This is a genomic window from Ignatzschineria sp. PL_is040, assembly GCF_055813795.1.
Genome location: NZ_JBVPGU010000003.1, coordinates 261,411 through 285,103, shown reverse-complemented (window position 1 = coordinate 285,103; position 23,693 = coordinate 261,411). Strand labels below are relative to the sequence as shown.

The following is a 23,693-nucleotide window of genomic DNA, read 5'->3' as shown; positions in this document are numbered from 1 at the left end:
CTCATAATAAAAAACCTACGCTATCTTCGAACAAGACAAGGCGTAGGTTTTCCGATATATGTCTATCAACCTCTAACAGTCGTTAAAGATTATTCTTGATCGACAACTTGTTCGTTTTTAGTGATAACTTTACGGCCACGATAGAAACCATCAGCAGTTACGTGGTGACGTAAATGCATCTCTCCTGAAGTCTTATCGATGCTTACTGGGCGTGAAGTTAAGAAATCATGCGCACGACGCATTCCTCTTTTTGAACGAGTTACCTTCGATTTTTGTACAGCCATTTTAACTACTCCTAATTAAACTATATTCTTTCAAGTGATAGAAAGATCTACCTAATCCAATAGATCTGACAGAACAGCAAAAGGATTCTTCTTCTCCTCTTCTTCTGGCAGCTCTTGATTCTTTAAAAACTCACGTCCTTCGCAAGGCTCATCATCCGCATGGTAAGGTATGATCGGCAATGCCATCAATAACTCATCTTCAAGATGATATAAGAAGCTAATGATATCGACATCTTCAATAATAATGACATCAGCATCATCCCCTACTAGCTCTGCTTCATATTCACTTTTGACAGGAAGCCATCGAAAATCGACATCCAGATCAAACGGGAACGGCTCAAGGCAACGTTGACATTCAACATCGACATTGACGAACGCATGTCCAACAATGCATTTATGTTGACTCTCATCGAGGCCTGCCTCAAAAGACACAACAATATCACCATTGACCTTTTCAACCGCTTCCTCTAATCGGGGAAAGAGTTTTTTCGGTAATCGTACATTTTCAACAACGAGACGTTGATCAATGGCCTGCCATATGGTTAATGTAGAGTAATTCAAAGAACACCATCAATTCTAATAAAAGAGGGATATAGTAATCTATTGCGCAAATTTTTGCAATAAATCAGTTCGCACTAACGAATAAAGTCCCCGCTCTTGCCACCTGTTTTTCGATCAAGGGCGATATCGGAGATCACCATTCGTTTATCAATGGCCTTTAACATATCATAAATGGTCAGTAACGCAACAGATGTTGCCGTTAAAGCCTCCATCTCCACGCCGGTAACACCATTGGTAACCACCTCTACCGTAGCGATGACGCTCTTTCTCTCCGGTTTAAGGGTAAATTCCACATTCACCTTTGTCAGTGGAAGGGGATGGCAGAGCGGGATAAGATCCGCCGTTCGTTTTGCCGCTTGAATCGCCGCGATTCGGGCAACACCCAAGACATTCCCCTTCGTAACGCGCTCCTCTACTAAGGCAGAGAATGCCTCTTCGCTCATTGTAATTTCGCCACTTGTAATCGCCCGGCGTTTTGTAATGGCTTTATCACTCACATCCACCATATGCGCCTCACCATCGGCATTAAGGTGGGTCAGCTTCTCTACTAACGAGCCTTCCACTACACGATCCTCATCTCTCTTCATCACTTAATCTCCTTGATTAATAGCATATTAAGAACTTATCTTCCGATAGACTCTACGCTTGTCGGTCTCATTACTTCAACAATAACAATATTGTAACCAAAAAGCGGATCAATTGCGGATGAGTTTGATTGATTGAGTGAAACAATGAAAAACAGTGTTTGTTGAGTTGCCGGAGATCACCACTGCGTGCTTCCATAAATTACATGCCGGCAAGTGGCAATCATTCGATTTCCGAAATATTTCTTATCTTTATAAGGGCTGTTGAGTTGTCGGAGATTACCACTGCGTGCTTCCAAAAATCGCATGCCGGCAATAGACAATCCTCAATGACCGGTGTGGTACTCTCTCATCACCGAATAACGATTCATCTCTACTTATTGGGCGTAATTTCCTCGATAATAAAATCTTCTAGACATTCGTTATCCTTTAAAGCCGATTCATGGAGTAGCGCTAATTGAGGGAAGGGATAGATCTCCCGTACTTTAGAACGATCTCCTGAGATCAAGTGATGCCATGCCGGCAGAGATTGCCCTTCCGCCCGTAGACGATAAGCACAGGTTTGAGGCAACCAACGAAATTGGGCAATATCTTGTAACTGCAGAGAGATACATTCAGGAACATATTGATGACGATCACAATAGTGCTGACATGCGCCCGATTGAAGATCTAAGAGATTACAGGCTACTCGCGTGTAGTAGATCTCCCCATCATCCTCATCTTCTAATTTGTTAAGACAACAGAGCCCACAACCATCACAGAGCGCTTCCCACTCCTGCGAACTCAATGCTTCTAATCGCTTTTCCCAAAAAGGGGGTTGATGACTCACTTCTGCTCCCTATTACCTGACTCATCTGCTGATTCATCTGCTGATTCATTCTCAGATCTATTCACTGATCCCTCTTTTGCCGATTGATCACCACTTCCGCCCTTACCATTTGATCCCGAAGAGGTTGTTGAGATCTCAAGATGATCAGTTACCTGAACCCCGACATCTTTCTCCATTGGGGAGAGCGTAATCACCGACTCAACCTGCCGACCATTCTCACCACAACTCACCTTACCCACCGCCGGTGGCGAAATATCCACCGACTCACTTGAAAGATGCTTAACAAACCACTCATTACGATCGGTATCTTTCGCCTCAAGACAGAGACGAATCTCCACCTGACTCGGTTTTACCTTCACCTCATCATCATGCGCTATCAGTGATTTAAATTGTAGATAGAAAGCGATCTGACTCCCCACCAGAACGATGAGCCAAGAGAGATACATCCACATAATAAAGAGGACAACACTGGCAAAACCGGAATAGATCTGCGACTGCTTCCCCGACATCACCACAAATTGGGTAAAGAGCTTACCGATAAAGTACCAAGCATTTGCCGCAATCAGCGCACCAATCAATGCCGGGATAAGATCCACCTTACGGAAGGTGATAAAGAGATATGCAAGCCAAATCACCACGGTTACCACGGCAATGGTGAAAAATTGCCCTAATAAAAAGGTGATCACAGGATCGGTCACAAAACCTGTAACACGCAGAACGATGGAGCTTGAGAGAAAAGAGAAAGCGATAAAAGCAAAGATCGGACCGATCAGAATTACCACCACATAGGAGAGCAATCGCTCCTTAAATGAGCGCCCTTTCGCCACGCGCCAGATTCGATTAAAGGCGGATTCAATCGTCGTCATCAAGTTAATCGCCGTATAGAGAAGAACTAATAATCCCACACCACCAAGAATAATCCCGCGGGTATTTTCTACAAAGCCGATCAAAATATTGACAAAATCTGTAGCATTCTCCTCCCCTAAAAAGGAGAGCGCACTCTTTAAGAGTGGTTCTAGCTCATTATGAACACCAAAGCCCGCTAAAATAGAGAAGGTTATTGCCATCAATGGCACTAGAGAGAGCATTGTTGTATAGGTTAATGCTTGCGCCCGCTCTTTAAAATTGGCCTCGCTATATTGCACTGCAATGCGATAGAGAAGCTGTAATCCCCGGCGTAACAATAAAAAAGAACCTGTCTCAGACCAGAGCCAGGCTTCTATCTTTTGAATGAATGCTTTCATAAATGCCTTTTATGAGAAAAAAACAGATATAACTATGCCAAAATTATGCAAGTTTATCAAAGGCATCCTTCAATAATTTAATTCGACGCTCTAATGCATCTGCCGCATATTGTGTGCTCAGTTCAAAATATCCCCACACAGGATTAGGCCATGCAAGATCGGTCTCGTAGCGTGCAATCACATGAATATGGAGCTGACGGACGATATTACCGAGCGCCCCAATGTTGAGCTTATCAGCATCAAATTGTGTCTGCATCACTTGAGAGGCCATGCGTAACTCTTTGAGTAGTTGCTCCTGATCTTCAATGGAAAGATCGATAATCTCCTCAATATTATCGCGCTTAGGCACTAAAATAATCCATGGAAAACGCGCTTCATTCTGAATACGCACCTCACAGAGAGGGAGATTCGTTACAAGGCGGCTATTTTTGGCTAATTCTTCATCTAAAGTCATACGCGCTCCTCATGCATATCATATGTTACTCATTATTATCATTTGAGAGTGATCATCGATCCTATCATTGATCCTACTCTTTAGAGAAACTGATCCACCTTTTTCGATAAGGCGACAAGCTCTTCTCTTAACTTAAATTCTGTCAACTCCACCCCTTTCTCGGCACGGACAAGCTCACTTGCGAGAATGATCCCCGCCATGATCGCCGCCTTCTCAAGAGAGAGACGCCCTTTTGAGCGCAATTTTGCAATCTCTGCATCTAAACGCAGTGCAGATTCACGCAATACCTCCTCTTCCGATTTCGGGGTGCTGATAGGATACTCTTCATTGGCAATTTTTACCGATACAACTACAGTTTCTGACATCTTGATTCTCCTACATTCCTACATATTTTGGCTCATCGATTCCACACGGGAAACGAGCTTATTTAACTTCTCGGAAAGAAGGGCATTATCCGCCACTAATCGAGCATTCTCCTGCTCCATATTTTGACGATAGGTACCAAACTCGAGTTGCAAGTTCTCATATTTCTCTTCAGCCTCTTGCAATTGGGTCACGAGCTGTTGCTTCTGCTCGCCTAATGTAACCATCTTCTTCTCTAACGTCTCAAAAGCTGCTTTCAATGTATCTGACACAGTTTTTACCTCTATTTCGGTTTAACAAAAGCGGGAATATCGCCATAATACCCCATCGCAATTTTAGCAAGTTTTCGCTTCACAAAGGGAAGTTTATCTGCTGCGGATAGCCCAATATTGCGAATTCCCTTTATAATACCAGATTGGCTCGTAGAGCTTCGCTTAAAGAGATCCATCGATCCCATGATCAACATATTATGCGCTTTTCGCCGTTTTTCATAGCGTTTTAACATCTCTAAGTTACCCAGCGGAATTCCTGCCTTACGTGCATTGATTAACTCTTCCACCAATGTTGCTGAATCGAGATAGCCAATATTGACCCCTAAACCGGCAAGAGGATGGATCGAATGTGCCGCATCCCCTGCTAAGGCAAAATTCTCCCGAACGTAGGTCTGTGCATGATTGAGTCTTAAGGGATAAGCGCCCAATTCACCGGCGATTTCGATCCGCCCAAACTTCCACTCAAAACCTTCTGAGAGACGATCGGAGAAGCTTTCTGGATCAAGCGCAAGGAGTTCATCCGCCTCTTCATAGGTGGTATGCCATGCCAATGAGCAGCGTCCATCATTGAGCGGAAGGAGCGCTAAAGGTCCATTATTTAAGAAGCGTTGCCAACAGGTATTGTCATGGCTCTTCTCAGGGCGAACTTGACCCACAATCGTCTTCTGCCCATAGCTCCAGCCGGTGGTCGGGATATTAGCCCAATCACGAACGAGCGAACGGCCGCCATCTGCACCAATGATCAGCTCAGCCTCATACTTCTCGCCATTACTGAGCGTCACCTCCACCCGTCCATCTTCAAGACGAAGAAAGGATTCGAGCTTACAGTTATCTAAAATGGTGATCAGTTCCAACTCTTGAGCGCGATCGAGCAATACACCTTGCGTCGCCTCATTATCCATAATCCAACCCAAAGCATCGGAGCCTGTTCCGGCCGCATCAAAGGTGAGCTCGCCGCGCCCGCCCTCATCCCAAACATGCATATGCAAAAATGGGGTGATTCGCCCGGTATGTTGCAGACCATCCCAAGCATCCACATATTCGAGCCATTTACGACTAGAAGGGGTGAATGCCGAGACACGAAGACCATAATCTTCTGTCGGATAGAGCTTCGCTAGAGGATGAAACTCAATGACTAAAACCTTTAATCCCGCCTTCGCAAGGCCGATTGCAATACTTGAACCGACTAAGCCGGCGCCATTAATAATGACATCATAACGGTGACTCATATCTCTTCCTCTCTGTGCTCTTCCCTATCGCTCGATAGAAGAAGGACGCTATTTTTTAAACTGATATTAAGAACTGATACTAAGAACAGACACTAAAGACTGACTCTAAGGACTGACACTAAAGCGATATCTGATTGACGCTAAAAGGAGCATTAAGGTCATTTAGAACGTTTAGGTCATATAGACCATATAAACCATATCGACCATATAAACCCTTTAGAGCCACTCTCAACCGATTTTAATAGCCCATCCCAAAACGGGCGATACGCTTTTTAAGGGGTTTTAAAAGGTTGATTCCTCGAAGAGCGATATTGCGCAGTTGTGGTGCGCAGGGCCAATCGATTCCAAAGCTTCGAACTAAGAAGTCAGTCGCACCTACTACTTTTACCACATCCCGGCGACGCTCTCGTTGATACCGCTCAAGATCATGGAGTGTGGGGATATTTCCCGCCTCAAAGAAGGGGAGCAGGAGTTCACAATCACGAAAGCCGAGATTGAGCCCCTGTCCGGCAATAGGATGGAGCGAGTGCGCACTATTACCAATGAGCGTTAAGCAGGGCTTACAAACCGATTTAGGAATCATTAAGGTGAGATCCCAGACATGGCGCTCTGTTACCATCTCAATATCACCTAACTCATAGCCGATACGGAAGATCACCTCATTGGCAAATTGTAGATTGCTCGCCTGCTGCCAACGCTCCTTATCGCGACTATCGGCGATTAATACCACCGCCATCTCATGACTTCCCACCGGCAGAAGCGCAAGGGGACCATCACTGGTAAAGCGCTCATACGCCATATTGTGATGAGGCTTCTCAAATTTCGCTCGGGCAATCACTGCCACCTGCCCATAATCACTATGGAATGATTCAATCCCGGAGAGCTGACGCAGATGGGAATGCATCCCTTCAGCGGCAATCACCCAATCAAAAATCGCCTCTTCCGATACTTTTTCCGCCTCTTTGGTGGTGATTAGATGACAGAGCGCTTGCTCGCGATTGCTCTGCTTCGGAGCGATCTCTTCCACCAATTGATAGTTACGCAATGTGGTCTGATCCCGATACTCAATATTAGGGCAACGATCGATCGCGGCGAGCATCTCCAAGCGGAGGCGCCCTAAGGGAACTAATGCCCCAAAGGATTGAAGATGATGCTCTGAAGCGAAGAGCTCCACCTTCGTGGCATACCCTTTTTCTGAAACATGCACAGACTCAATCGGTGTGGCATAAGCTTTAAGCGCCTGCCAAATATCGATCTTTTCCAGATATTTAACGGAACGATAGGAGAGCGCAATCATGCGCGTATCCTCATTGAGCAGCTCTATCGTCGGCCTTGGATGTTGATCGACAATCACAATTGAGAGAGGGGAATCTTTTAGCCCCAATGCAAATGAGAGCCCGATCGGCCCGGCACCGGAGATTAAGAGCCGTTTAGTGGGCTTCTGACCCCGCTTCTGACTCTGCGTCTTCTCTTGCTTCTGATCTTGTTTTTGATCATGCTTCTGAGCGTGTCTATTTTGATCTAATGTCTGTTCCATAGGAGCGATCCTCTGTTATAGATGCCATTCATTGTAGCGATCTTTTTCTCTGCCTTATTGATATATCACAAGGATTGATCATAAGTTAAGCACTCTTGAGTTGAAAAGGAGACTTAAGATTCACTCAAGCATCCTCCAACAATTCTCATATGACCCTAAGACAATCCTAATAGCATCCCACTACTCGATAGTGGGGAGACTTAAGATCTCATAACCATCATCTGTTACCAATACTGCATGCTCCCACTGTGCTGTGAGTGAGCGGTCACGCGTTACGGCCGTCCAACCATCACCTAAGACCTTCACCGCCGCCTTACCGACATTGATCATCGGCTCAATAGTGAAGATCATCCCCGGCTCCATAATCTCCGTCACTAATGGCGAATCATAGTGGAGAACTTGTGGCGCTTCGTGCAGACTTAAACCCACGCCGTGACCACAGAAATCTTGGACTACAGAGTAGTGATGCGCATGTGCATGCTTTTGAATCGCCCGGCCAATATTTCTAAAAGGCGCACCCGGCTTAACCTCTTCGATCCCTAACATCATGCACTCATAGGTGACATCTACCAAGCGTTTTGCCAAGATAGAGACTTCCCCCACACAGAACATTTGGCTTGAATCACCAAAGAAACCATCTTTTGCCAAGCAGATATCGATATTAACAATATCGCCCTCTTTCAACGCGCGATCGCCGGGAATTCCATGACAGACCACATGATTGACAGAGATACAGCTCGCGCCCGGGAAAGGGGGCTGGCCATAGTTAAGGCTACCGGAGATCAATCCCTCTTCATTCATCCAGCCGTGGATCATATCATCGAGCTCTTTAGTAGTGACGCCTGCTTTCACAAAAGGCTTCACCCGCTTTAAGAGATTGGCCACCGCCTGATTCGCTTTCCGAATACCTGCTATTTGGGTCTCATTCTTTACAATAATTTTTGACATAAACTCAATTCCTAATTCTTTATCTAATTCTTTATCTAATGCAATATCTAATGCTTTATCTGAATTCTAATCTTGATTCTTTATCTAAACCTAAACCTAATCCTGACCCCAGTCTTGATTCTGATGCTCGTTCTGATTCTGACGCTGATTCACTCTCTTCATAGTGCAATCAGCAGAGGGGGCAATCAGCGGAGGGGTAAAAAACGAGAAGCTCCTAGAGAGGAGCTTCTGCACAGATGAACGATTGTTAAGTTCTTGGAAGCGTCACACCGGTCTGCCCTTGGTACTTCCCGCCGCGATCCTTATAGGAGATATCACACTCCTGATCCGATTCGAAGAAGAGCATCTGCGCAACACCTTCACCGGCATAGATCTTTGCAGGAAGATTGGTGGTATTGGAAAACTCCAATGTCACATGTCCTTCCCACTCCGGCTCTAATGGCGTGACATTGACAATAATGCCACAACGCGCATAGGTGGATTTGCCAAGACAGATGGTCAATACCGAGCGAGGAATCCGGAAATACTCCACTGTACGTGCTAACGCAAAGGAGTTGGGGGGAATAATACAGACATCAGAGACAAGATCTACAAAACTATTCTCATCGAAGTTTTTAGGGTCGACGATACTAGAATTGATATTGGTAAAGATCTTAAACTCATTACTACAACGCACATCATAACCATAGCTTGATGTTCCATAGCTAATAATGCGACCTGTCTCATTCTCTCTGACTTGCCCTGGCTCAAAAGGCTCAATCATGCGATGCTTCTCTGCCTGCTCTCGAATCCAATGGTCTGCTTTAATTGACATACGTTTTCCTTCCTACAAATAGAATGTAAATTACTTCAACTCTTTTCCTTGTGATTGCTGTACGACCACTTTTGGAAAGCCGGCCATTCTATCACGTTCTCTTAAAGAGAGTTTTGCCGCCATCTTCAGCGCAATATCGCGATAGAGTTCTGCTAAATGATCATCTGTTGTCGCTGTGGGCTGACCACGATCTGCCTCTTCACGAATCTTAATATCAAGTGGCATACGGCCTAAAAGGGTGATTCCCTCTTTCTCTGCTAAAGCGCGACCACCGTCGGTACCAAAGATCGCCTCTTCATGACCACAATTTGAGCAGATATGGTAGCTCATATTCTCCACAACCCCTAAGATCGGAATCCCCACCTTTTCAAACATGGTGATCCCTTTACGGGCATCGAGTAGCGCAATATCTTGTGGTGTTGTTACGATAACACTGCCCGATACCGGCACTTGCTGAGCAAGCGTTAATTGGATATCACCCGTTCCTGGTGGCATATCCACAATGAGGTAATCGAGATCTTTCCAGTTAGTCTCTTTTAACATCTGTGCAAGCGCAGAAACTGCCATCGGTGCGCGCCAAATGGCGGCATCACGATCGGCAATGAGATAACCGATAGAGTTGGTCTGTAACCCTTGAGTCTCAACAGGCTCCATCGATTTACCATCGAGAGAGACCGGCTTTTCATGGCTGTTGAGCATTGTGGGGAGACTCGGTCCATAGATATCGGCATCTAAGATCCCTACCTTCGCCCCTTCATTGAGAAGCGAGAGTGCAAGGTTTACCGATGTTGTCGATTTCCCAACGCCCCCTTTCCCCGATGCAACAGCAATAATATTGCGAACATTAGGAAGGGCATGGAGCTGACCTTGAACTTTATGGGCGACCACTTTTGTGGAGACTGAAACAGCGGCATCAACGCCACACTTTGCTTTGATCTCTGCTTCAAAATGTTCTTTTAACGCTTCGCTATGCGCTTTAGCATAGAAACCTAGAACGATATCGACCTTCACTGCCGGCGATGCGCCCTCATTGATCTCTATCGACTTCACACACCCCGCAGAGAGAAGATCAACCTCTAAATAGGGGTCTTGATACTGCTGAATAATCTCTTCAATCGTCGCTTTTGTTACGTTCATAGGTTCATCCTCGCTAAAATAAAATGGGTGGATCTATTCTAACACCGCTTGACAAATAAATTAACCGAGATTCTTCTCTCGCCTCAATCTTAAGAGTTGAATGATTCTTGAGAGTCTTAAAAACCTTGAGATCCTTGAGAACCTTCAGAACTTTAAGAGCCTTGAGAACCTTAAGAACCTTAAGAGTCTTGAGAGTCTTGAGAATCTTGAAGGTCCTGAGCATCTTGATGCTGAGAATCTTGATGTTGCGAATGAAGATGCGTGATCAACGCTTCCCCTTTCTCACTCTGAGGGAGAAGGCGAAGGGTTAATGCTTCCCCCTCTCGCGCTAAGAAGAGCTCAATATCTGCCGTCGGTAAAACGCCCTCCCCTTTCTCGGGCCATTCAATCAGCCAGATCCCCTGCTCTTCCAATAACCCCAAATCATAGAGCTCTAAAGGAGAGGCTAAGCGGTAGAGATCCGCATGATAGATCATCATCAACTCTGAGAAAGGCTCTGCCCCTCCCTTTCCGACGCGCTTTCCATTATCGCGCTTCTCACGCTTTTCGGGCTTCCCATTCTTACCGCGCCCCTTCTCGATCACCTCTTCTGGAAGTGTGATCTCATAAGGCTCAATTAAGGTATAAGTGGGGCTCTTTACCGCACCCTTAATGCCGAAAGCTTGGATAAAGTAGCGCGCAAAGGTGGTCTTGCCGGCTCCTAAATTACCGTGAAGATAGAGCTTAAGATCACACCACTTGAGACTTCTCATCTCTCTTTGCAATAGCGTGGCAAATTGTTGTGCGAAAGCTTTCGTTGCCGCCTCTACAGGAAGCTGTAGCTCAAGCTCCCCTCGGCTGTTGAGAGTAGAATTGAGGATCACCGCCGCAGCGACCGCCTCTTCATCTTCTACCATTAAAAGTTCTTCATCCTTTTGATCCATTTTTTTGATCTCCTCTTCTACACACTTACTCATCATGATCATCTATCTTGCCCCACTCGGCGCAATTGTTACAGAAGGTAAGCGACGCGTTAAAATCGCTAATCGTACATTGAGGAAGAGTGCCGCTACCGTTAAGCCGGCAATCAGCCCCATCCAAACTCCCGGCGCTTCAAGATGTTTGACCACACCGAGATAGTAACTTAAGGGGAAGGCGATCAGCCAGTAGGAGGCGATCCCTAAATACATCGGCACCTTAGTATCCTTCATTCCGCGTAAAATACCATTGGCGGAGATCTGCAAGCCATCGGGCAGTTGGAAGAAGAGGGAGTAGACAATGAGCGCCGCTGACATCTGCACAATCTCCGGATTGGTATTGAAGAGTTGTGGAATGTGGAAACGGGCGAAGAAGAGCATCAAGCTCGTCACTAACATTAATCCCAAGACAACCACTCGCCCCATATCGCTAAGACGGCGGACACTCTCATAATCCATCCGTCCCATTCGCTGCCCCACCATCGAGGTGAGCGCCATCGCCACACTAAGCGGAATCATAAAGGTCATAGAGGTGATCGCAAGAGAGATCTGATGACTTGCCACCACAATGGTTCCAAACTGCCCCAGAATTAAGCCGGCAGCAGAGAAGATCGCCACTTCCGCAAAGAGCGTTGCACCACTAGGAATCCCCACACGGATCATCTCTCCAAGACGCGCATCAGGGCGCTTAAATCCACGCAATAACTGCAAGTTACGCAATCTGCGATCAATAAAGGTGATCCCCACCAAAAGAAACAGCATTACCCAAAAGGTGAGCCCTGTGCCTAAGCCGGAACCGACAACTCCAAGGCTTGGAAGGTAAATCAATTCCCAGCCATTGACTAAGATATAGTTTAAGAAGGCATTCACCAGAAAGCCGATCCCACAGACAATAGTGATGGGAAGCGGTCTTGCCACCCCTTCACAGACAGCGCGAAGACTATTGAAGACCAAGATCGCCGGCGCACCGATACTCAGCGCGCGCAGATAGGAGATCGATCCAGGAATTAGATGCTCCTCTACCGATAGAAATCGCAAAAGATGGCCGGAGAAGAAGTTCATAATCAGCACCACGGCAACGATGAGAACAGAGGAGATTAAAAGGCCGTTATGCCAGATCAAGGCGACATCCTCACTCTTGCCCTTCCCAAATTCATGAGCACTAAAGATCGCGACACTCATTAAGACGCCGGTACTACAGAGCAGAAGGGGATTCCAGATCATCACCCCTAAGCCGACTGAAGCTTGCACATTATCATCAAAGTGCCCGGTAATGGCGATATCGACAACCCCCATCCCCACTAAAAACCATTGGGTAATGAGGATCGGTAACGATAGTGTGATAAGCATGCTCAGCTCATCTCGCTGAAATCTAAATCGTCTATAGACTCTACTCTCTGCCATTCTTATCGCTCCTTCTATGCCTACGCTGCCTATACAATTGATACCTCTCTTCCCTCGATCCCGATCGATCCGATCGATCCGGCAATTAGGTGATCGGTCGACTTCAAGTCAAAAAGAGAGCATGCATTCTACCGCAACTTTTAGCGAAAAGTATCAGAATTCGTTCAATCTCTTAACAACTTCCCCAAAGGGGCGCTGCCAACAAGGATCTTCCACCCTACGCAGGATCTCGCAACGCCTGAAAGACTACCTCCGCTAACTTATCACTAATTCCCGGCACTTTAGCGATATCTTCTACCGCCGCACTCTTGAGAGATTCGATACCGCCAAAGTGTGTCAATAGCGCCGTTCTGCGACTCTCACCAATGCCGGGGATATCTTCCAATATCGAGCGGCGACGCATCTTATCTCGCCTTGCCCGATGCCCTTCGATAGCAAAGCGATGTGCTTCATCCCGAATCTGAGTTAAGAGATGGAATGCCGGCGTCGTGGGATCGATAAAGAGGGGCGATTTATCACGGAGCCAGATAATATCCTTCCCGCGCACTTTTCCCTCCCCTTCAGAGATACTGATCACCCATTGATCAGTAATATTGAGCGCATCGAGCACCTCAAGCGCAACCTGTAGCTGCCCTTTTCCGCCATCGATCAGTAAAAGATCGGGGCGATCGCGTAACTTTCCTTCCCCCTTACCACTCTTCTCTCGGCTCTGAAAACGGCGCGTTAATGCTTGACGCATCGCTTCATAATCATCGCCGGCGGTAACCCCTTCGATATTGTAGCGCCGATAATATTTCTTGGTAAATCCTTCCGGCGTATAGACCACATTTGAAGCCACCGTTCGCTCCCCAAAGCTATGGGAGATATCGAAACATTCAATCCGCTGAATCATCCGCTCTTCAAGCATCGCGGCATCCGCTTTCTGCCCTGTTAATGCCGGTAGAAGAATCTGATTGAGCGCATAGAGGCGATCTTCAATCTGCGTCCGGCTCGCAAGCTTAATCTCCACTGAGTGCCTTGCATTTTGTTCTGCCATCTCTAACCAACGTCTCTTCCGACCGCGAATATTATGCGGATATTGCAGTAAAATCGGATACTCAATCCACTCTGAAAGCCCCAGCTTAAGCCACTCTTCCTCCTCATTTGAGAGGGGGAGATTGAGGATAATATTACGCGGGGGGAGACGATGCTCACCATAATATTGCCCCACAAATGCACTCATAATCTCTTCACTTCGGGTATCTTTCGGCACTTGGGGGAAATAGGCTCTCGTTCCTAAAACACGGCCATCGCGAATCGTCATCACCTCGATATTGGCCACCTCTGCCTTTTGATAGAGCACCATAATATCGAGGGAATCGCGACTCTCCTCCATGCGATTAGAGCCTTGAATCTCCCGAATATCTTGGATCTGATCCCGAATCTTCGCCGCCGCCTCAAATTGTAGCTCTGCGCTAAAGTGTTGCATCTTCTCAATTAAGAGATCCACCAGTTGATTTGATTCACCACTCAAAAAGAGCACCGCCTCCTTCACCGCTTCAAGATACTCCTCTCGGCTAATCTTATTGACGCAAGGGGCGCTACAGCGATCGATCTGATATTGCAGACAGGGGCGCGTACGATGGGAGAAGAAGGAATCCTCACACTCACGGATACGGAAGACCTTCTTCATCAGATTTAAGGTCTCTTTGACGGCACCAGAAGAGGGATAAGGGCCAAAGAGGCGACCGCGCCGTTTACGTGTTCCGCGATAGAAGCTAAAACGGGGAAAAGGGTGATCTGAGAGATAGATATAGGGGTAGCTCTTATCATCGATCAAGCGAACGTTATAGCGTGGTCGATGTGCTTTGATCAGGTTACCCTCAAGAATCAGAGCATCGCGCTCTGTTGCCGTGAGTGTCATCTCCACCGAGGCGATATTGGCCACCAATGCGACCGTTTTCGGAGCATGTTGCTTTCCCTTAAAGTAGCTAGAGAGCCGATTTTTAAGATTTTTCGCCTTACCCACATAGATAATTTGCCCATCGATATCCTTCATCATATAGATGCCGGGCGTTGTTGGGGCGTGTCTTAAGAGCTCATCGGCATCAAACTGAGGTCCTCTCTTCTTCTCTAGTTCGATCTTTTGAGTCATCTCACTCTCCTTGCCGATCTTAGTCTCATCGATCTCAGTATCGATCTTCTTACCCATCTATAGAACCTCGCACGATCATATCATCATCAAACTTCATACTTTCACAATAAGAAACTTCTTATCCCACCCTTAAGATTGTAAAGCCTCATCGAGTATGTAAAAATAGATAAAATTTATTATACAAATGCCTATTTTTCGATCAAAATCTCACCAAGCACTATTTACAAGATTACTCCTAAGCAATTGAAATTGATCTGAAATTGAGCTGAAACTAGCAAATGATTTTGCTTAGAAAGCGGAACCCCCATCTAAGCATTCCCCTACCGATTCCATTCCAAAAATAGCGCCTGACGGCTACTATTTATAACCTTAACCCCCTAAAATTCTCGTTGATTAAAGGACGATATTATCATGCCCACAAGAGAAGTATCCTTACAAGATATCTTACAAAACTTAGATCCTGTTATGGCTCCTGAAACTTATGTTTATGTAGGAGTCTCTAATCAATCGCTTCTTAAAGTTTTAGGGTTTGATCCTGTCGCCTTCTTCAAAGAGCCTGAGGGTATCACGCTGATTCTTAAGAAAGAGGATGCAGATAATAATTTCCTCAACTATCAAACGGAGTATTGCCACATCATTCTCAATGCCCCTTTCACTATGCGTTGTGTCGGGCTGACGGCGATTGTGAGCAGTGCGCTCGCTAAGGCTGGCATCTCCATCATTCCGATTTTAAGTGCTTACAAACGCTCTCTCCTTGTGGAGAAAGAAGATGCCCACACCGCCCTTGAGATCCTCAATGCCATGCAGAAAAAAGTACAAGGATTAGGAGCACATTAATTCCCCCTAATCACGCGCCGGCAAGAGGCAATCCTCAATTACCGGCACATATGTTTAACGGCTGTTTAAAAGCTGTTTAAAAGCTGTTTAAATCACGTTTGATTATTCCCTCGGCATTGAAAGTGCCAAACCGCGGGCATGCACAGGTGAAAAGAACGAAATAGTCGGTTCCCGCCCCTCCAATAACTTTCTTAAGAATGATTCAACAAAAAATAGGCTGAACAATGCCGGATCTCACCATCGCGTTCTTCCACAAACCATGCGCCGGCAAGAGGCATTGAAAATGCCGACCTGCGGGCATGCACCGGCGAAAAGAACGAAATGGTCGGCTCCCGCCCCTCCAATAACTTTCTTAAGAATGATTCAACAAAAAATAGGCTGAAAGCTGCCGGATCTCACTATCACGCACTTCCCAAAATCACGCGCCGGCAGGAGGCATTGAAAATGCCAAAGCGCGGGCATGCACCGGCGAAAAGAATGAAATGGTAGGTTCCCGCCCCTCCAAAAACTTTCTTAAGAATGATTCAACAAAAAAAAGGCTGAACGATGCCGGATCTCACCATCGCGCACTTCCCAAAATCACGCGCCGGCAGTTGGCAGTCCTCAATTACCGGCTGTTGGCGATGAGTTAAACTTTTTCCACTCATTAAAAATTAACGCGCTCAAATGGCACTGTAAATGGCGTCGGATGTGAAGTACATATCTGAATAATTCTATGTTCAATAGCCTTATTAACCTCATCCACAATTAATCTAACGTGAATAATGCCATCAGATACTTGCCCTGGATATTTCGAGTCGGGATCCCCGTCTTTATAAAATTTATAGCCAAAATGATAGTGATATAACTTCTTCTCTCTTGCTGATGCTATAAACGCCTCCCGTAGGGGACTATCAATAAAAGCAACTTCGTAGCTTGGTTTGTATCTCCCTATCATCTCCTTAAAAGGGCACATTTTATTAGCGATAGGGTCAATAAAATTTATTTTTAAACAAGTTGCTATACTTTTATCATCCCTAACAAGCCTTTTAAGTTCTTCTTTAAAAACAGCATTATCAGAGAATGATACAGTATGCGAATATCCGGTGTAACAGGTCATTATAATGCATTAATAAAATCAATAAACTCATCTTCTGTCTGGTTTAATGGAATAGCTATTGATTTTTCAGAATCATTTAAAGCCTCTAACAACTTCCCAAAATAATCATCTTGAGTTTTAGATTGTTCTATTGCTAGATCTCTATCCTGATTAATAATCACTGATGAAATAAATTGTGACTCAATTCCTCTATAGCTAAAATTATCCCAACTATTTTTTTGAGTTGTCTGCATAGAAGTTTCTGAAAAAGCGGGATATAGTCCAAATGTTGAACTTAAAGATATCGCTATCCCTGCGATTAGCGTAGGATTGATTGAAGACCCCGAAAATGCTGTTGCCTTCAAACCATTCGCATCAAAAAATAGAGTATTAGTCATATTGAGCCCCTAATATCTTTAGTAACTCATCGGATAGTGACTTAAAAAAAAGTTTCTTATTGGTAAGATGCATCTCATCTTTATGCTCTTCTAAGTCTTTCAAAAAATCGGATATTCCCACTGTTGGATTTAAATTCCTCAAGGCATCCGTGATAATAAGCGCACCTCGACCAACATCTTGATTATCCACAACTGCTTGAATAGGTTTATTGAAATCGAAAAGACAAAATCCAAAGTTTGTAACTGACTCAAACTGTAATCTTAATTTATGATGACTATCAACTTCCTGATCCCCTAACTTTGCACTGACTAAAAATGGTAACTGACAATGTGAATATTGTTCTTCAGGAATAAAATCAACATATTTGAGCGAATATCTTTCAACGGTATTGATCATGCTTTTCAATAAGTCATCTTGATCAAGCCAATCTGTTAGTTTCTGAATATGAGTTTTAAAAACTTCCCATCCAGGATAATTAGTCCCATACCCTATCCCTAAACTATAATCTCCAATCATTAACACCACAGAATCCCATTCAATTCTTACGATTGGCTGGTATCTTAACTCAGGATTACTTTCTCTAATGTGAGCTGGTAAATTATGAACAGGGTAATTATCAATCTTTGAATTTTCACCAAAAAGTTTATGAGCTATACCTGGGACTAAATTAGAAAACCCTTTTTTTGCATCAAAACGAATTTCAAAAACAACATCAACTATAACGTTTTTTTGAAGCCTTGTTGGATATTCTGACTTATACATTTAAGAAACACCGTTCCAATTTGAAAGATTGAGGAAATTGTAACAAAGTAGAGAACTAATCTCTACACACGTCATTATAAGGTGAATGATACATAAGCTTTTTAAATCATGATTCTAGAGATTAAAATCATTCATATCAGCAAAAAGTGATTCCCAATATTCACGCGCCGGCAGTTGGCAACCCTCAATTACCAGCACCTATCGTTTAACGGCTGTTTAAACGTTGTTTAAATCACGTTTAGTTATTTTCCCAGCATTGAAAATGCCGAACCGCGGGCATGCACCGGCGAAAAGAATGAAATGGTAGGTTCCCGCCCCTCCAATAACTCTCTTAAGAATGATTCAACAAAAAATAGGCTGAACGCTGCCGGATCTCACTATCACGCACTTCCCAAACCCACGCGCCGGCAGTTGGCATCAAAGATGCCGAACCGCGGGCATGCACCGGTGAAAAGAATGAAATGGTAGGCTCCCGCTCCTCCAATAACCTTCTTATAGAATTAAAGACAAAAAAAAGAAACTAACAGAAGCTGTTGAGTTGCCGGAGATTACCTCTGCATGCTTCCATAAGTTATATGCCGGCAAGAGGCAACTCTTCATCACCGGCTATTTTTTTAAAATGAAAAAGGCTGAACGGTGCCGGATCTCACTATCGCGCGCTTCCAAAAACCACGCGCCGGCAGTTGGTAATTCTCAATTACCGGCAATAAAATAGGCAACCTTTTGAGTTGCCTATCTTTAGATACTTCATCAATTATCTGATCTGACCAGAAAACTTCTTCCCTACAACCCTACCGAATTTAACCAGAGCTCTAGGAGGGCGGCGTGCCACAATTTTGAGCCTTGGATATTGGTGAAGCTTGTGGGGGCTTCTGGGTTTTTGAGGAGCTCGTCGATATAGGCGGGATTGAAGATACCGCGCTCTTTCGCTTTTTTACTGGCTAAGGTATCGCGCATCATCTCTAAGAACTCACCACGTACATATTTGAGTGCCGGCATTGGGAAGTACGCTTTTGGGCGATCGATAATTGAATCGGGAACGCGTCCTCTGGCGATCTCTTTTAAGATCCCTTTCCCATGATGACTCAATTTATACTCCGGCGGTAGTGCCATTGCGAGTTCAACAAGGCGCTGATCCATAAAGGGCATCCGCGCTTCTAAGCCGTGCGCCATCGTCATATTATCGACCCGTTTAACAGGATCATCGACGACTAAACGCGTTACATCGAGACGCAATACCTGATCTAAGAAGGTGTCTGCCCCGGGGCGCGTTAAGTGTTCCCGAATATATTCACCGGCGATATTCTCCGTATGATATTTCGGTGTGAATGCCTCTAACCACTCCTCATGCGGACGATCAAAATAGTGTTTTGCAAAGCGTTTAAGAGGATCTTGCTCCGTCTCTGCCACCATTTTCGGATACCAGAAGTAACCGGCAAAGACCTCATCTGCCCCCTGCCCGCTCTGAACCACTGAGGTGACCGTCTTCACCCTTTCTGAGAGAAGATAGAAGCCGATCGCATCTTGCCCAAAGAGCGGTTCACTCATATTGGCAATCGCCTCCGGCAAACGCGAGAGCGCCTCACTATTGGGGACTTCAAATTTATAATGATCGGTCTGATACTTATCGACAAATTGATCGGAATAGAAGAACTCCGAGCCCTTCTCTTCTGGCTGATCTTCAAAGCCGACGGAGAAGGTCTGAATTCCTTCGATCCCCTCTTCAATCGCTAATGCCGTGATCAATGTGGAATCGAGCCCACCTGAGAGCAGAACACCCACCTTCTCATTGGCGAAATTCATCTCTTTCTTGATCGCTGATTTGAGCGTGCTTTCGATCACCTCGCGCCACTCTACCTCATCATATTGAGGATAATCGCGCTCTGCCGTTAGCTCCCAATAGCTCACTGAACGGCTAGAACCATCGGCATCGATCCGTAGATAATGCCCCGGCTCTACTTTGCGAATCCCTTTCAGAATCGTCCAAGGTGCCGGCACAACGGCATGGAGCGAATACATAAAGTGGAGTGCATGCGGATCGATCTCTGTGTCGATATCACGCGTCTGTAGAAGACTCTGCGTATTTGAAGCAAAATAGAGCGCGCGCTCCGATTGACCAAAACTATAATAGAGCGGCTTTTTACCAAAGCGATCGCGAACGAGTAGTAGCGCCTGATCCACCTCACTCCAGAGGGCAATGGCATATGCACCATCGAGCTCCTCCACAAAAGATTCACCCCAACAGTGATACGCCTTTGTTAAGACTTCCGCCTGACTCTCTGTTAGAAAACGGTAACCTGCTTCGATTAAGCGCTCACGCAACTCATCTTGGTTATAGATTGTGCCATTGGTAGCAACAATGATGCCGAAATCCTCATCAAAGAAGGGTTCCGTACCATTACTCACTGCCGCTAACTTTGTCTGCACAAAGCCCATATTTTGATATTGGATAATCGTCGTGCCATCGGGACCCCGTTTCTGGATCGGCTCTGACATCTTCTGAAGTAATCCTTCATCAACAGCTGTCTGATCTAATTTCAATACACCGGCTATTCCACTCATTCGATATCTCCTTGCTTCAATCCTATGAAACTTCTTTCCAACTTTTTACGACTCTTCCAACTCTTACGACTCTGCCGACCGCATCAAACAGTTAGAGCATAAAGCTCTCGCCACAACCACACTCAGCTTTCGCTTCGGGGTTTTGAAATTTAAACATGCGGTTAATGCCATCTTGAATATAATCGAGCGTAACCGACTCAAGATAGGGGAGAATATCGGGCTCGGCGACAATCTTCACCGGCGCTTCTTCAATCACCACCACCTTCTCATCCACTTTGTCACAAAAATCGATATAGTATTTATATCCCGAACAGCCCGACTTCTGAAGTGCGATCTTAATCGCCTCGGCACTGCTCTCACCTAAATTCTTTGCAAGCTGTTTTCTTGCGGCTTCTGTCACGATTAACATTGTGTATACTCCCTCTTATTTCAAAGATTCAATACAAAGATTCTATATAGAACTAATTTAGTCCTATATTACCTTATCTCCCGCTTGCTGACGAATATTACTTCTCTTGCATCTCATTATGGCTGCTCGTCTGCTTCTTCTCTACTTTCCCTCTTTTTTAGTAGAGAGTTGGGAAATATCCACATAGACGGCATTATCCTCTCCCTGTAGATTTTTAATATCAGAGAGCGTTCCTTCGGCGTAGATCACATCAAAACCGATATGGAAGAGTTGATCTTCGGCGCGAAATTTCTCTTCCGCATAAGCTTGCCACTTCTCTAGCCAGCGATAGGTGCGCAAGCCCTTAAAGGAGGAGAATGGTCTGCCGGCAACAACACGCGCATCTTTCAAGAGGGTATCGAGCTTCTCATAGGTGAGATTGATCTTCTCAATAAAGAGCACCGCATTTTTAAAGCCGAGCGCATGGAGAAAATCGCCAATATCTTCAATATCGGGAAATTCATTGACTAACGGACCACCGGGATAGGAGATCTCCGGGAAACTGCCGGTGCCGATCGTGGTGAAGAAGAGCTTACCCTTCGCATTGAGACGCACCTGATAATCGCGCACACGTTCTTCAAACTCCCACACATCTTGTAGGTAGAGATTACTCATCACCAGATCAAAACGGAGGGTGGGATCGAGAATCGATTCGAGATTCTCCCAAACTTCCGCCTCGGGGAAACGAGCTTTAAGAAGCTCACTGAGATAGCTATCAAATGCGCCATCGACAAGAATCTTCTCCGGCTGTAACGATTCATCGAGATACTCCACCATTCTGCGGGCGATCTCATGGTGAAGAAAAGCATGATTGCCATAAAGCTCAGGATGATACTGTAGCTGCTTACGATTTGAAGCTGTTGTTCTTCTCATATCCGTCATATCTACTCTCTATATCGACTTTCTATATCGACTCGCTCTCGCGTTGATTACTTGATCGAAAAAGTTTTCTAAAAGAACACCATTCTATCACGCTTTTGGGGATCACTTGGGAGAAGATGCTTTATCCACCTACCCAAAAGGGCTACAATCTGCGGCACATTAATAATCACTTTATAAAGCTTTAGATCAAGGGGCTTCTACGCACGATTGTTAAGATCGATCCTACAATTGATTCTCCCTTTATCTTCTCATCAACAACAATATTGAGCATCATGGCAGCTGAAAATTTACAAGATCATCCCGACAATCATCGTCACAATGAAAAAACCGCGGCCTCTATTGCCGCTAAAATCAGCCCTAAAAAGCAGATCATTGCCGCGCTGATCGCCCTTATGGTGGGCTATCTGATGGGTTACTTTATGTTGAAAGGGGCGGGTTTGCGTTATGCCTTTTTCTACACTATGCCCCTTGTTCTTCTCTATGCGCTCTGTAGTGGCTCTCGTAAGATCTTCTGGTTCTTTCTCTTCCCCTTTACCTTGATCTATGCGCTCTATGCGCCGATCGGCTTTACCTTTGGTAAGCTCTCTTACGATTTCCTTATCGCCGGCATCTCTACCGATATGATCGAAGCGAAGGAATTTATGCAGTTGATCCCCTATCGTAACTTTCTCATTCCGCCACTGATCTTAGGCTGTCTCTTTCTCTTCTGGTGGCTTGTTCGCAACTATCAGCTTCATTTCTACCGTAATAAGACCTTTCTCTTTATTGCGCTACTCATTATGCTAATTGGGCAATCGCCGATGATCTTTATTCAGCAGATTCGCGATGGTTCGACCGCTTACTACAGAGAGCAGCAAGCACTCAATAATTTAGTCGAGGCAAATGAGTGGGGTGAAAGCCTTCTCTCACACCATTCGCTCTATGATAATTACATCTTAGTGATCGGTGAGAGTGCTCGAAAGGATTATCACCACGCTTATGGTTACCCTATCAATAATACGCCCTTTATGAGCCGGGAGAATGGCATCCTGATCGATGGTTTAACCGCCGGCGGTACTTATACTGTCCCCTCACTGAAGGCGATGTTAACCCTCTCTGACAAAATGAGCTGGGAAGCAGATTACACCAAGACCTTGATCGGTTTAGCGCAATCTGCCGGGATTAAGAGTTACTGGCTCTCTAATCAAGGTTATTTTGGCACCTTCGATACCCCGATCTCAGCACTCGCAACGAGTAGCGATGAGAAGAAATTTATGAAATTTGGGGATTCTGGCACTGCTAATACCAGTGATTTTGAGCTTCTAAAATATCTCGAAGAGATTATTGCGAGCAATCCTCACGAGAAGAAGTTGATCGTTTTGCATCTCTACGGCTCCCACCACGATGCTTGTCAGCGGATTGAGGATTACTCACTACTCCAGAAAGTAGAAGATCCTGCTTATGACTATATCAATTGCTATATCAGCTCACTCCATAAGACCGATCATCTCTTAGAGCAGATCAATCAGATGATGCAAGTGGCACTGCAGGAAGAAGGTGCTACCTACTCTCTCCTCTACTTTGCCGACCATGGGCAGACACTCTTTGAGCAGGATGGGCAATATATGCTCGGTAATCGTGATGGTTACTACCAATTTGAGATCCCGCTCTTTATGACAAGTTCCGATGCTAAAGCGCGTAAAGAGTGCCAGAGCTTTAAATCTGGCGTTAACTTTCTCAACGGCCTTGCTAGTTGGATGGGAATCCAGAATCCCCACCTTGATCCCAACTACTCGCTCTTCGATTGCCAAGATGATCCAAATGATTATGGTCTCTCCCATAAGTTACAACAGCGAGAGGAGAGCCGTATCAATGATCGCCCGATCGATCTTCGCGGGCAGTAGAGCTGCTAAAATAGCGCGCAATATTTTCCCTCGAGTCAATTAATGGTGAAATAAAGGATAAAAAATCGATAAAAATAGGCAGAAAAGTGGAC

28 protein-coding genes are annotated in these 23,693 nt (G+C 45.3%); 6 read left to right on the top strand and 22 right to left on the bottom strand.

Annotated elements, in window-relative coordinates; all coding sequences use genetic code 11:
• Positions 1 to 89 precede the first annotated feature (89 nt).
• From rpmF to uvrC, 16 genes are all read right to left on the bottom strand, one after another.
• On the bottom strand, positions 90 to 284 hold the full coding sequence (gene rpmF, locus AC0SAP_RS06430; protein WP_094567477.1) for a 50S ribosomal protein L32: 195 nt from the start codon (positions 282 to 284) through the stop codon (positions 90 to 92).
• Between the two features lie 51 nt (positions 285 to 335).
• A complete protein-coding gene (locus tag AC0SAP_RS06425; protein WP_473383485.1) occupies positions 336 to 845 on the bottom strand; it encodes a YceD family protein in 510 nt (169 codons plus the stop codon).
• A gap of 74 nt (positions 846 to 919) precedes the next feature.
• Positions 920 to 1,432 carry a cyclic pyranopterin monophosphate synthase MoaC gene (gene moaC, locus AC0SAP_RS06420; RefSeq protein WP_473383484.1) on the bottom strand — a complete coding sequence of 171 codons (513 nt, stop codon included), beginning with the start codon at positions 1,430 to 1,432 and terminating at the stop codon, positions 920 to 922.
• A 370-nt stretch (positions 1,433 to 1,802) separates the two neighbouring features.
• The gene (locus AC0SAP_RS06415; protein WP_473383483.1) at positions 1,803 to 2,258 is read right to left on the bottom strand and encodes a YcgN family cysteine cluster protein; all 456 of its coding nucleotides are present in this window, start codon (positions 2,256 to 2,258) and stop codon (positions 1,803 to 1,805) included.
• Positions 2,255 to 3,502 carry a YihY/virulence factor BrkB family protein gene (locus AC0SAP_RS06410; protein WP_473383481.1) on the bottom strand — a complete coding sequence of 416 codons (1,248 nt, stop codon included), beginning with the start codon at positions 3,500 to 3,502 and terminating at the stop codon, positions 2,255 to 2,257. Before AC0SAP_RS06410 ends, AC0SAP_RS06415 begins: the two co-directional genes overlap by 4 nt.
• A 43-nt stretch (positions 3,503 to 3,545) precedes the next feature.
• Complete coding sequence (locus AC0SAP_RS06405; RefSeq protein WP_109236599.1) at positions 3,546 to 3,956, bottom strand: HIT domain-containing protein; 411 nt, start codon at positions 3,954 to 3,956, stop codon at positions 3,546 to 3,548.
• Between the two features lie 80 nt (positions 3,957 to 4,036).
• Positions 4,037 to 4,321, bottom strand: a complete 285-nt coding sequence (locus tag AC0SAP_RS06400) for a cell division protein ZapA (protein ID WP_109202206.1) — start codon at positions 4,319 to 4,321, stop codon at positions 4,037 to 4,039.
• Between the two features lie 18 nt (positions 4,322 to 4,339).
• The gene (locus AC0SAP_RS06395) at positions 4,340 to 4,591 is read right to left on the bottom strand and encodes a hypothetical protein (RefSeq protein ID WP_094567483.1); all 252 of its coding nucleotides are present in this window, start codon (positions 4,589 to 4,591) and stop codon (positions 4,340 to 4,342) included.
• An 11-nt stretch (positions 4,592 to 4,602) separates the two neighbouring features.
• Positions 4,603 to 5,820 carry a UbiH/UbiF/VisC/COQ6 family ubiquinone biosynthesis hydroxylase gene (locus AC0SAP_RS06390; RefSeq protein WP_473383480.1) on the bottom strand — a complete coding sequence of 406 codons (1,218 nt, stop codon included), beginning with the start codon at positions 5,818 to 5,820 and terminating at the stop codon, positions 4,603 to 4,605.
• Between the two features lie 238 nt (positions 5,821 to 6,058).
• Positions 6,059 to 7,357, bottom strand: coding sequence for an FAD-dependent monooxygenase (locus AC0SAP_RS06385; protein ID WP_473383478.1), 1,299 nt, complete (start codon positions 7,355 to 7,357; stop codon positions 6,059 to 6,061).
• 180 nt (positions 7,358 to 7,537) lie between these two features.
• Positions 7,538 to 8,305 (bottom strand): type I methionyl aminopeptidase, encoded by a 768-nt coding sequence (gene map / locus AC0SAP_RS06380; protein WP_473383477.1) that lies wholly within the window; start codon positions 8,303 to 8,305, stop codon positions 7,538 to 7,540.
• 247 nt (positions 8,306 to 8,552) lie between these two features.
• Positions 8,553 to 9,119 (bottom strand): dCTP deaminase, encoded by a 567-nt coding sequence (dcd, locus tag AC0SAP_RS06375; protein ID WP_094567487.1) that lies wholly within the window; start codon positions 9,117 to 9,119, stop codon positions 8,553 to 8,555.
• A 30-nt stretch (positions 9,120 to 9,149) separates the two neighbouring features.
• A complete protein-coding gene (gene apbC / locus AC0SAP_RS06370; RefSeq protein WP_473383476.1) occupies positions 9,150 to 10,256 on the bottom strand; it encodes an iron-sulfur cluster carrier protein ApbC in 1,107 nt (368 codons plus the stop codon).
• Positions 10,257 to 10,435: 179 nt separating this feature from the next.
• Complete coding sequence (gene tsaE / locus AC0SAP_RS06365) at positions 10,436 to 11,152, bottom strand: tRNA (adenosine(37)-N6)-threonylcarbamoyltransferase complex ATPase subunit type 1 TsaE (protein WP_473383516.1); 717 nt, start codon at positions 11,150 to 11,152, stop codon at positions 10,436 to 10,438.
• Between the two features lie 69 nt (positions 11,153 to 11,221).
• Positions 11,222 to 12,616 carry an MATE family efflux transporter gene (locus AC0SAP_RS06360; protein WP_473383474.1) on the bottom strand — a complete coding sequence of 465 codons (1,395 nt, stop codon included), beginning with the start codon at positions 12,614 to 12,616 and terminating at the stop codon, positions 11,222 to 11,224.
• Positions 12,617 to 12,833: 217 nt separating this feature from the next.
• Positions 12,834 to 14,750, bottom strand: a complete 1,917-nt coding sequence (gene uvrC / locus AC0SAP_RS06355) for an excinuclease ABC subunit UvrC (RefSeq protein ID WP_473383514.1) — start codon at positions 14,748 to 14,750, stop codon at positions 12,834 to 12,836.
• A gap of 411 nt (positions 14,751 to 15,161) precedes the next feature.
• On the opposite strand from uvrC, the gene AC0SAP_RS06350 reads away from it, so the two are divergent.
• The 3 genes from AC0SAP_RS06350 to AC0SAP_RS06340 all read left to right on the top strand — a co-directional run bounded on the left by AC0SAP_RS06350 (position 15,162) and on the right by AC0SAP_RS06340 (position 16,219).
• Positions 15,162 to 15,587: an ACT domain-containing protein gene (locus AC0SAP_RS06350; protein ID WP_473383473.1), complete on the top strand. Its 426-nt coding sequence runs from the start codon at positions 15,162 to 15,164 to the stop codon at positions 15,585 to 15,587.
• Between the two features lie 321 nt (positions 15,588 to 15,908).
• Complete coding sequence (locus tag AC0SAP_RS06345) at positions 15,909 to 16,076, top strand: hypothetical protein (protein WP_473383472.1); 168 nt, start codon at positions 15,909 to 15,911, stop codon at positions 16,074 to 16,076.
• Positions 16,070 to 16,219 carry a hypothetical protein gene (locus tag AC0SAP_RS06340; RefSeq protein ID WP_473383471.1) on the top strand — a complete coding sequence of 50 codons (150 nt, stop codon included), beginning with the start codon at positions 16,070 to 16,072 and terminating at the stop codon, positions 16,217 to 16,219. The genes AC0SAP_RS06345 and AC0SAP_RS06340 overlap by 7 nt, the downstream gene beginning before the upstream one ends.
• Positions 16,220 to 16,233: 14 nt before the next feature.
• Here AC0SAP_RS06340 and AC0SAP_RS06335 read toward each other — a convergent pair whose 3' ends face one another.
• From AC0SAP_RS06335 to AC0SAP_RS06325, 3 genes are read right to left on the bottom strand one after another with little or no spacing between them, the layout of a single operon-like run.
• Positions 16,234 to 16,686: a hypothetical protein gene (locus AC0SAP_RS06335; RefSeq protein ID WP_473383469.1), complete on the bottom strand. Its 453-nt coding sequence runs from the start codon at positions 16,684 to 16,686 to the stop codon at positions 16,234 to 16,236.
• Positions 16,686 to 17,063, bottom strand: coding sequence for a hypothetical protein (locus AC0SAP_RS06330; protein WP_286481442.1), 378 nt, complete (start codon positions 17,061 to 17,063; stop codon positions 16,686 to 16,688). Before AC0SAP_RS06330 ends, AC0SAP_RS06335 begins: the two co-directional genes overlap by 1 nt.
• Positions 17,056 to 17,826, bottom strand: coding sequence for a TIGR04255 family protein (locus AC0SAP_RS06325; protein ID WP_473383467.1), 771 nt, complete (start codon positions 17,824 to 17,826; stop codon positions 17,056 to 17,058). Before AC0SAP_RS06325 ends, AC0SAP_RS06330 begins: the two co-directional genes overlap by 8 nt.
• Positions 17,827 to 18,126: 300 nt before the next feature.
• Between AC0SAP_RS06325 and AC0SAP_RS06320 the strand changes: the two genes are divergently transcribed.
• Positions 18,127 to 18,294 carry a hypothetical protein gene (locus tag AC0SAP_RS06320; protein WP_473383465.1) on the top strand — a complete coding sequence of 56 codons (168 nt, stop codon included), beginning with the start codon at positions 18,127 to 18,129 and terminating at the stop codon, positions 18,292 to 18,294.
• A gap of 70 nt (positions 18,295 to 18,364) precedes the next feature.
• Positions 18,365 to 18,541 carry a hypothetical protein gene (locus AC0SAP_RS06315; RefSeq protein WP_473383463.1) on the top strand — a complete coding sequence of 59 codons (177 nt, stop codon included), beginning with the start codon at positions 18,365 to 18,367 and terminating at the stop codon, positions 18,539 to 18,541.
• A 68-nt stretch (positions 18,542 to 18,609) separates the two neighbouring features.
• Here the strand turns inward: AC0SAP_RS06315 and AC0SAP_RS06310 are convergent, their stop codons facing one another.
• From AC0SAP_RS06310 to AC0SAP_RS06300, 3 genes are all read right to left on the bottom strand, one after another.
• Positions 18,610 to 20,388, bottom strand: a complete 1,779-nt coding sequence (locus tag AC0SAP_RS06310) for an N-acetylglutaminylglutamine amidotransferase (protein WP_473383462.1) — start codon at positions 20,386 to 20,388, stop codon at positions 18,610 to 18,612.
• A 91-nt stretch (positions 20,389 to 20,479) separates the two neighbouring features.
• On the bottom strand, positions 20,480 to 20,797 hold the full coding sequence (locus AC0SAP_RS06305) for a HesB/IscA family protein (protein WP_473383461.1): 318 nt from the start codon (positions 20,795 to 20,797) through the stop codon (positions 20,480 to 20,482).
• Between the two features lie 141 nt (positions 20,798 to 20,938).
• Positions 20,939 to 21,718, bottom strand: coding sequence for a methyltransferase domain-containing protein (locus AC0SAP_RS06300; RefSeq protein WP_473383459.1), 780 nt, complete (start codon positions 21,716 to 21,718; stop codon positions 20,939 to 20,941).
• A 272-nt stretch (positions 21,719 to 21,990) separates the two neighbouring features.
• Here AC0SAP_RS06300 and AC0SAP_RS06295 point away from each other — a divergent pair, with 272 nt between their 5' ends.
• Positions 21,991 to 23,601, top strand: a complete 1,611-nt coding sequence (locus tag AC0SAP_RS06295) for a sulfatase-like hydrolase/transferase (protein ID WP_473383458.1) — start codon at positions 21,991 to 21,993, stop codon at positions 23,599 to 23,601.
• The last annotated feature ends 92 nt before the right edge of the window (positions 23,602 to 23,693 follow it).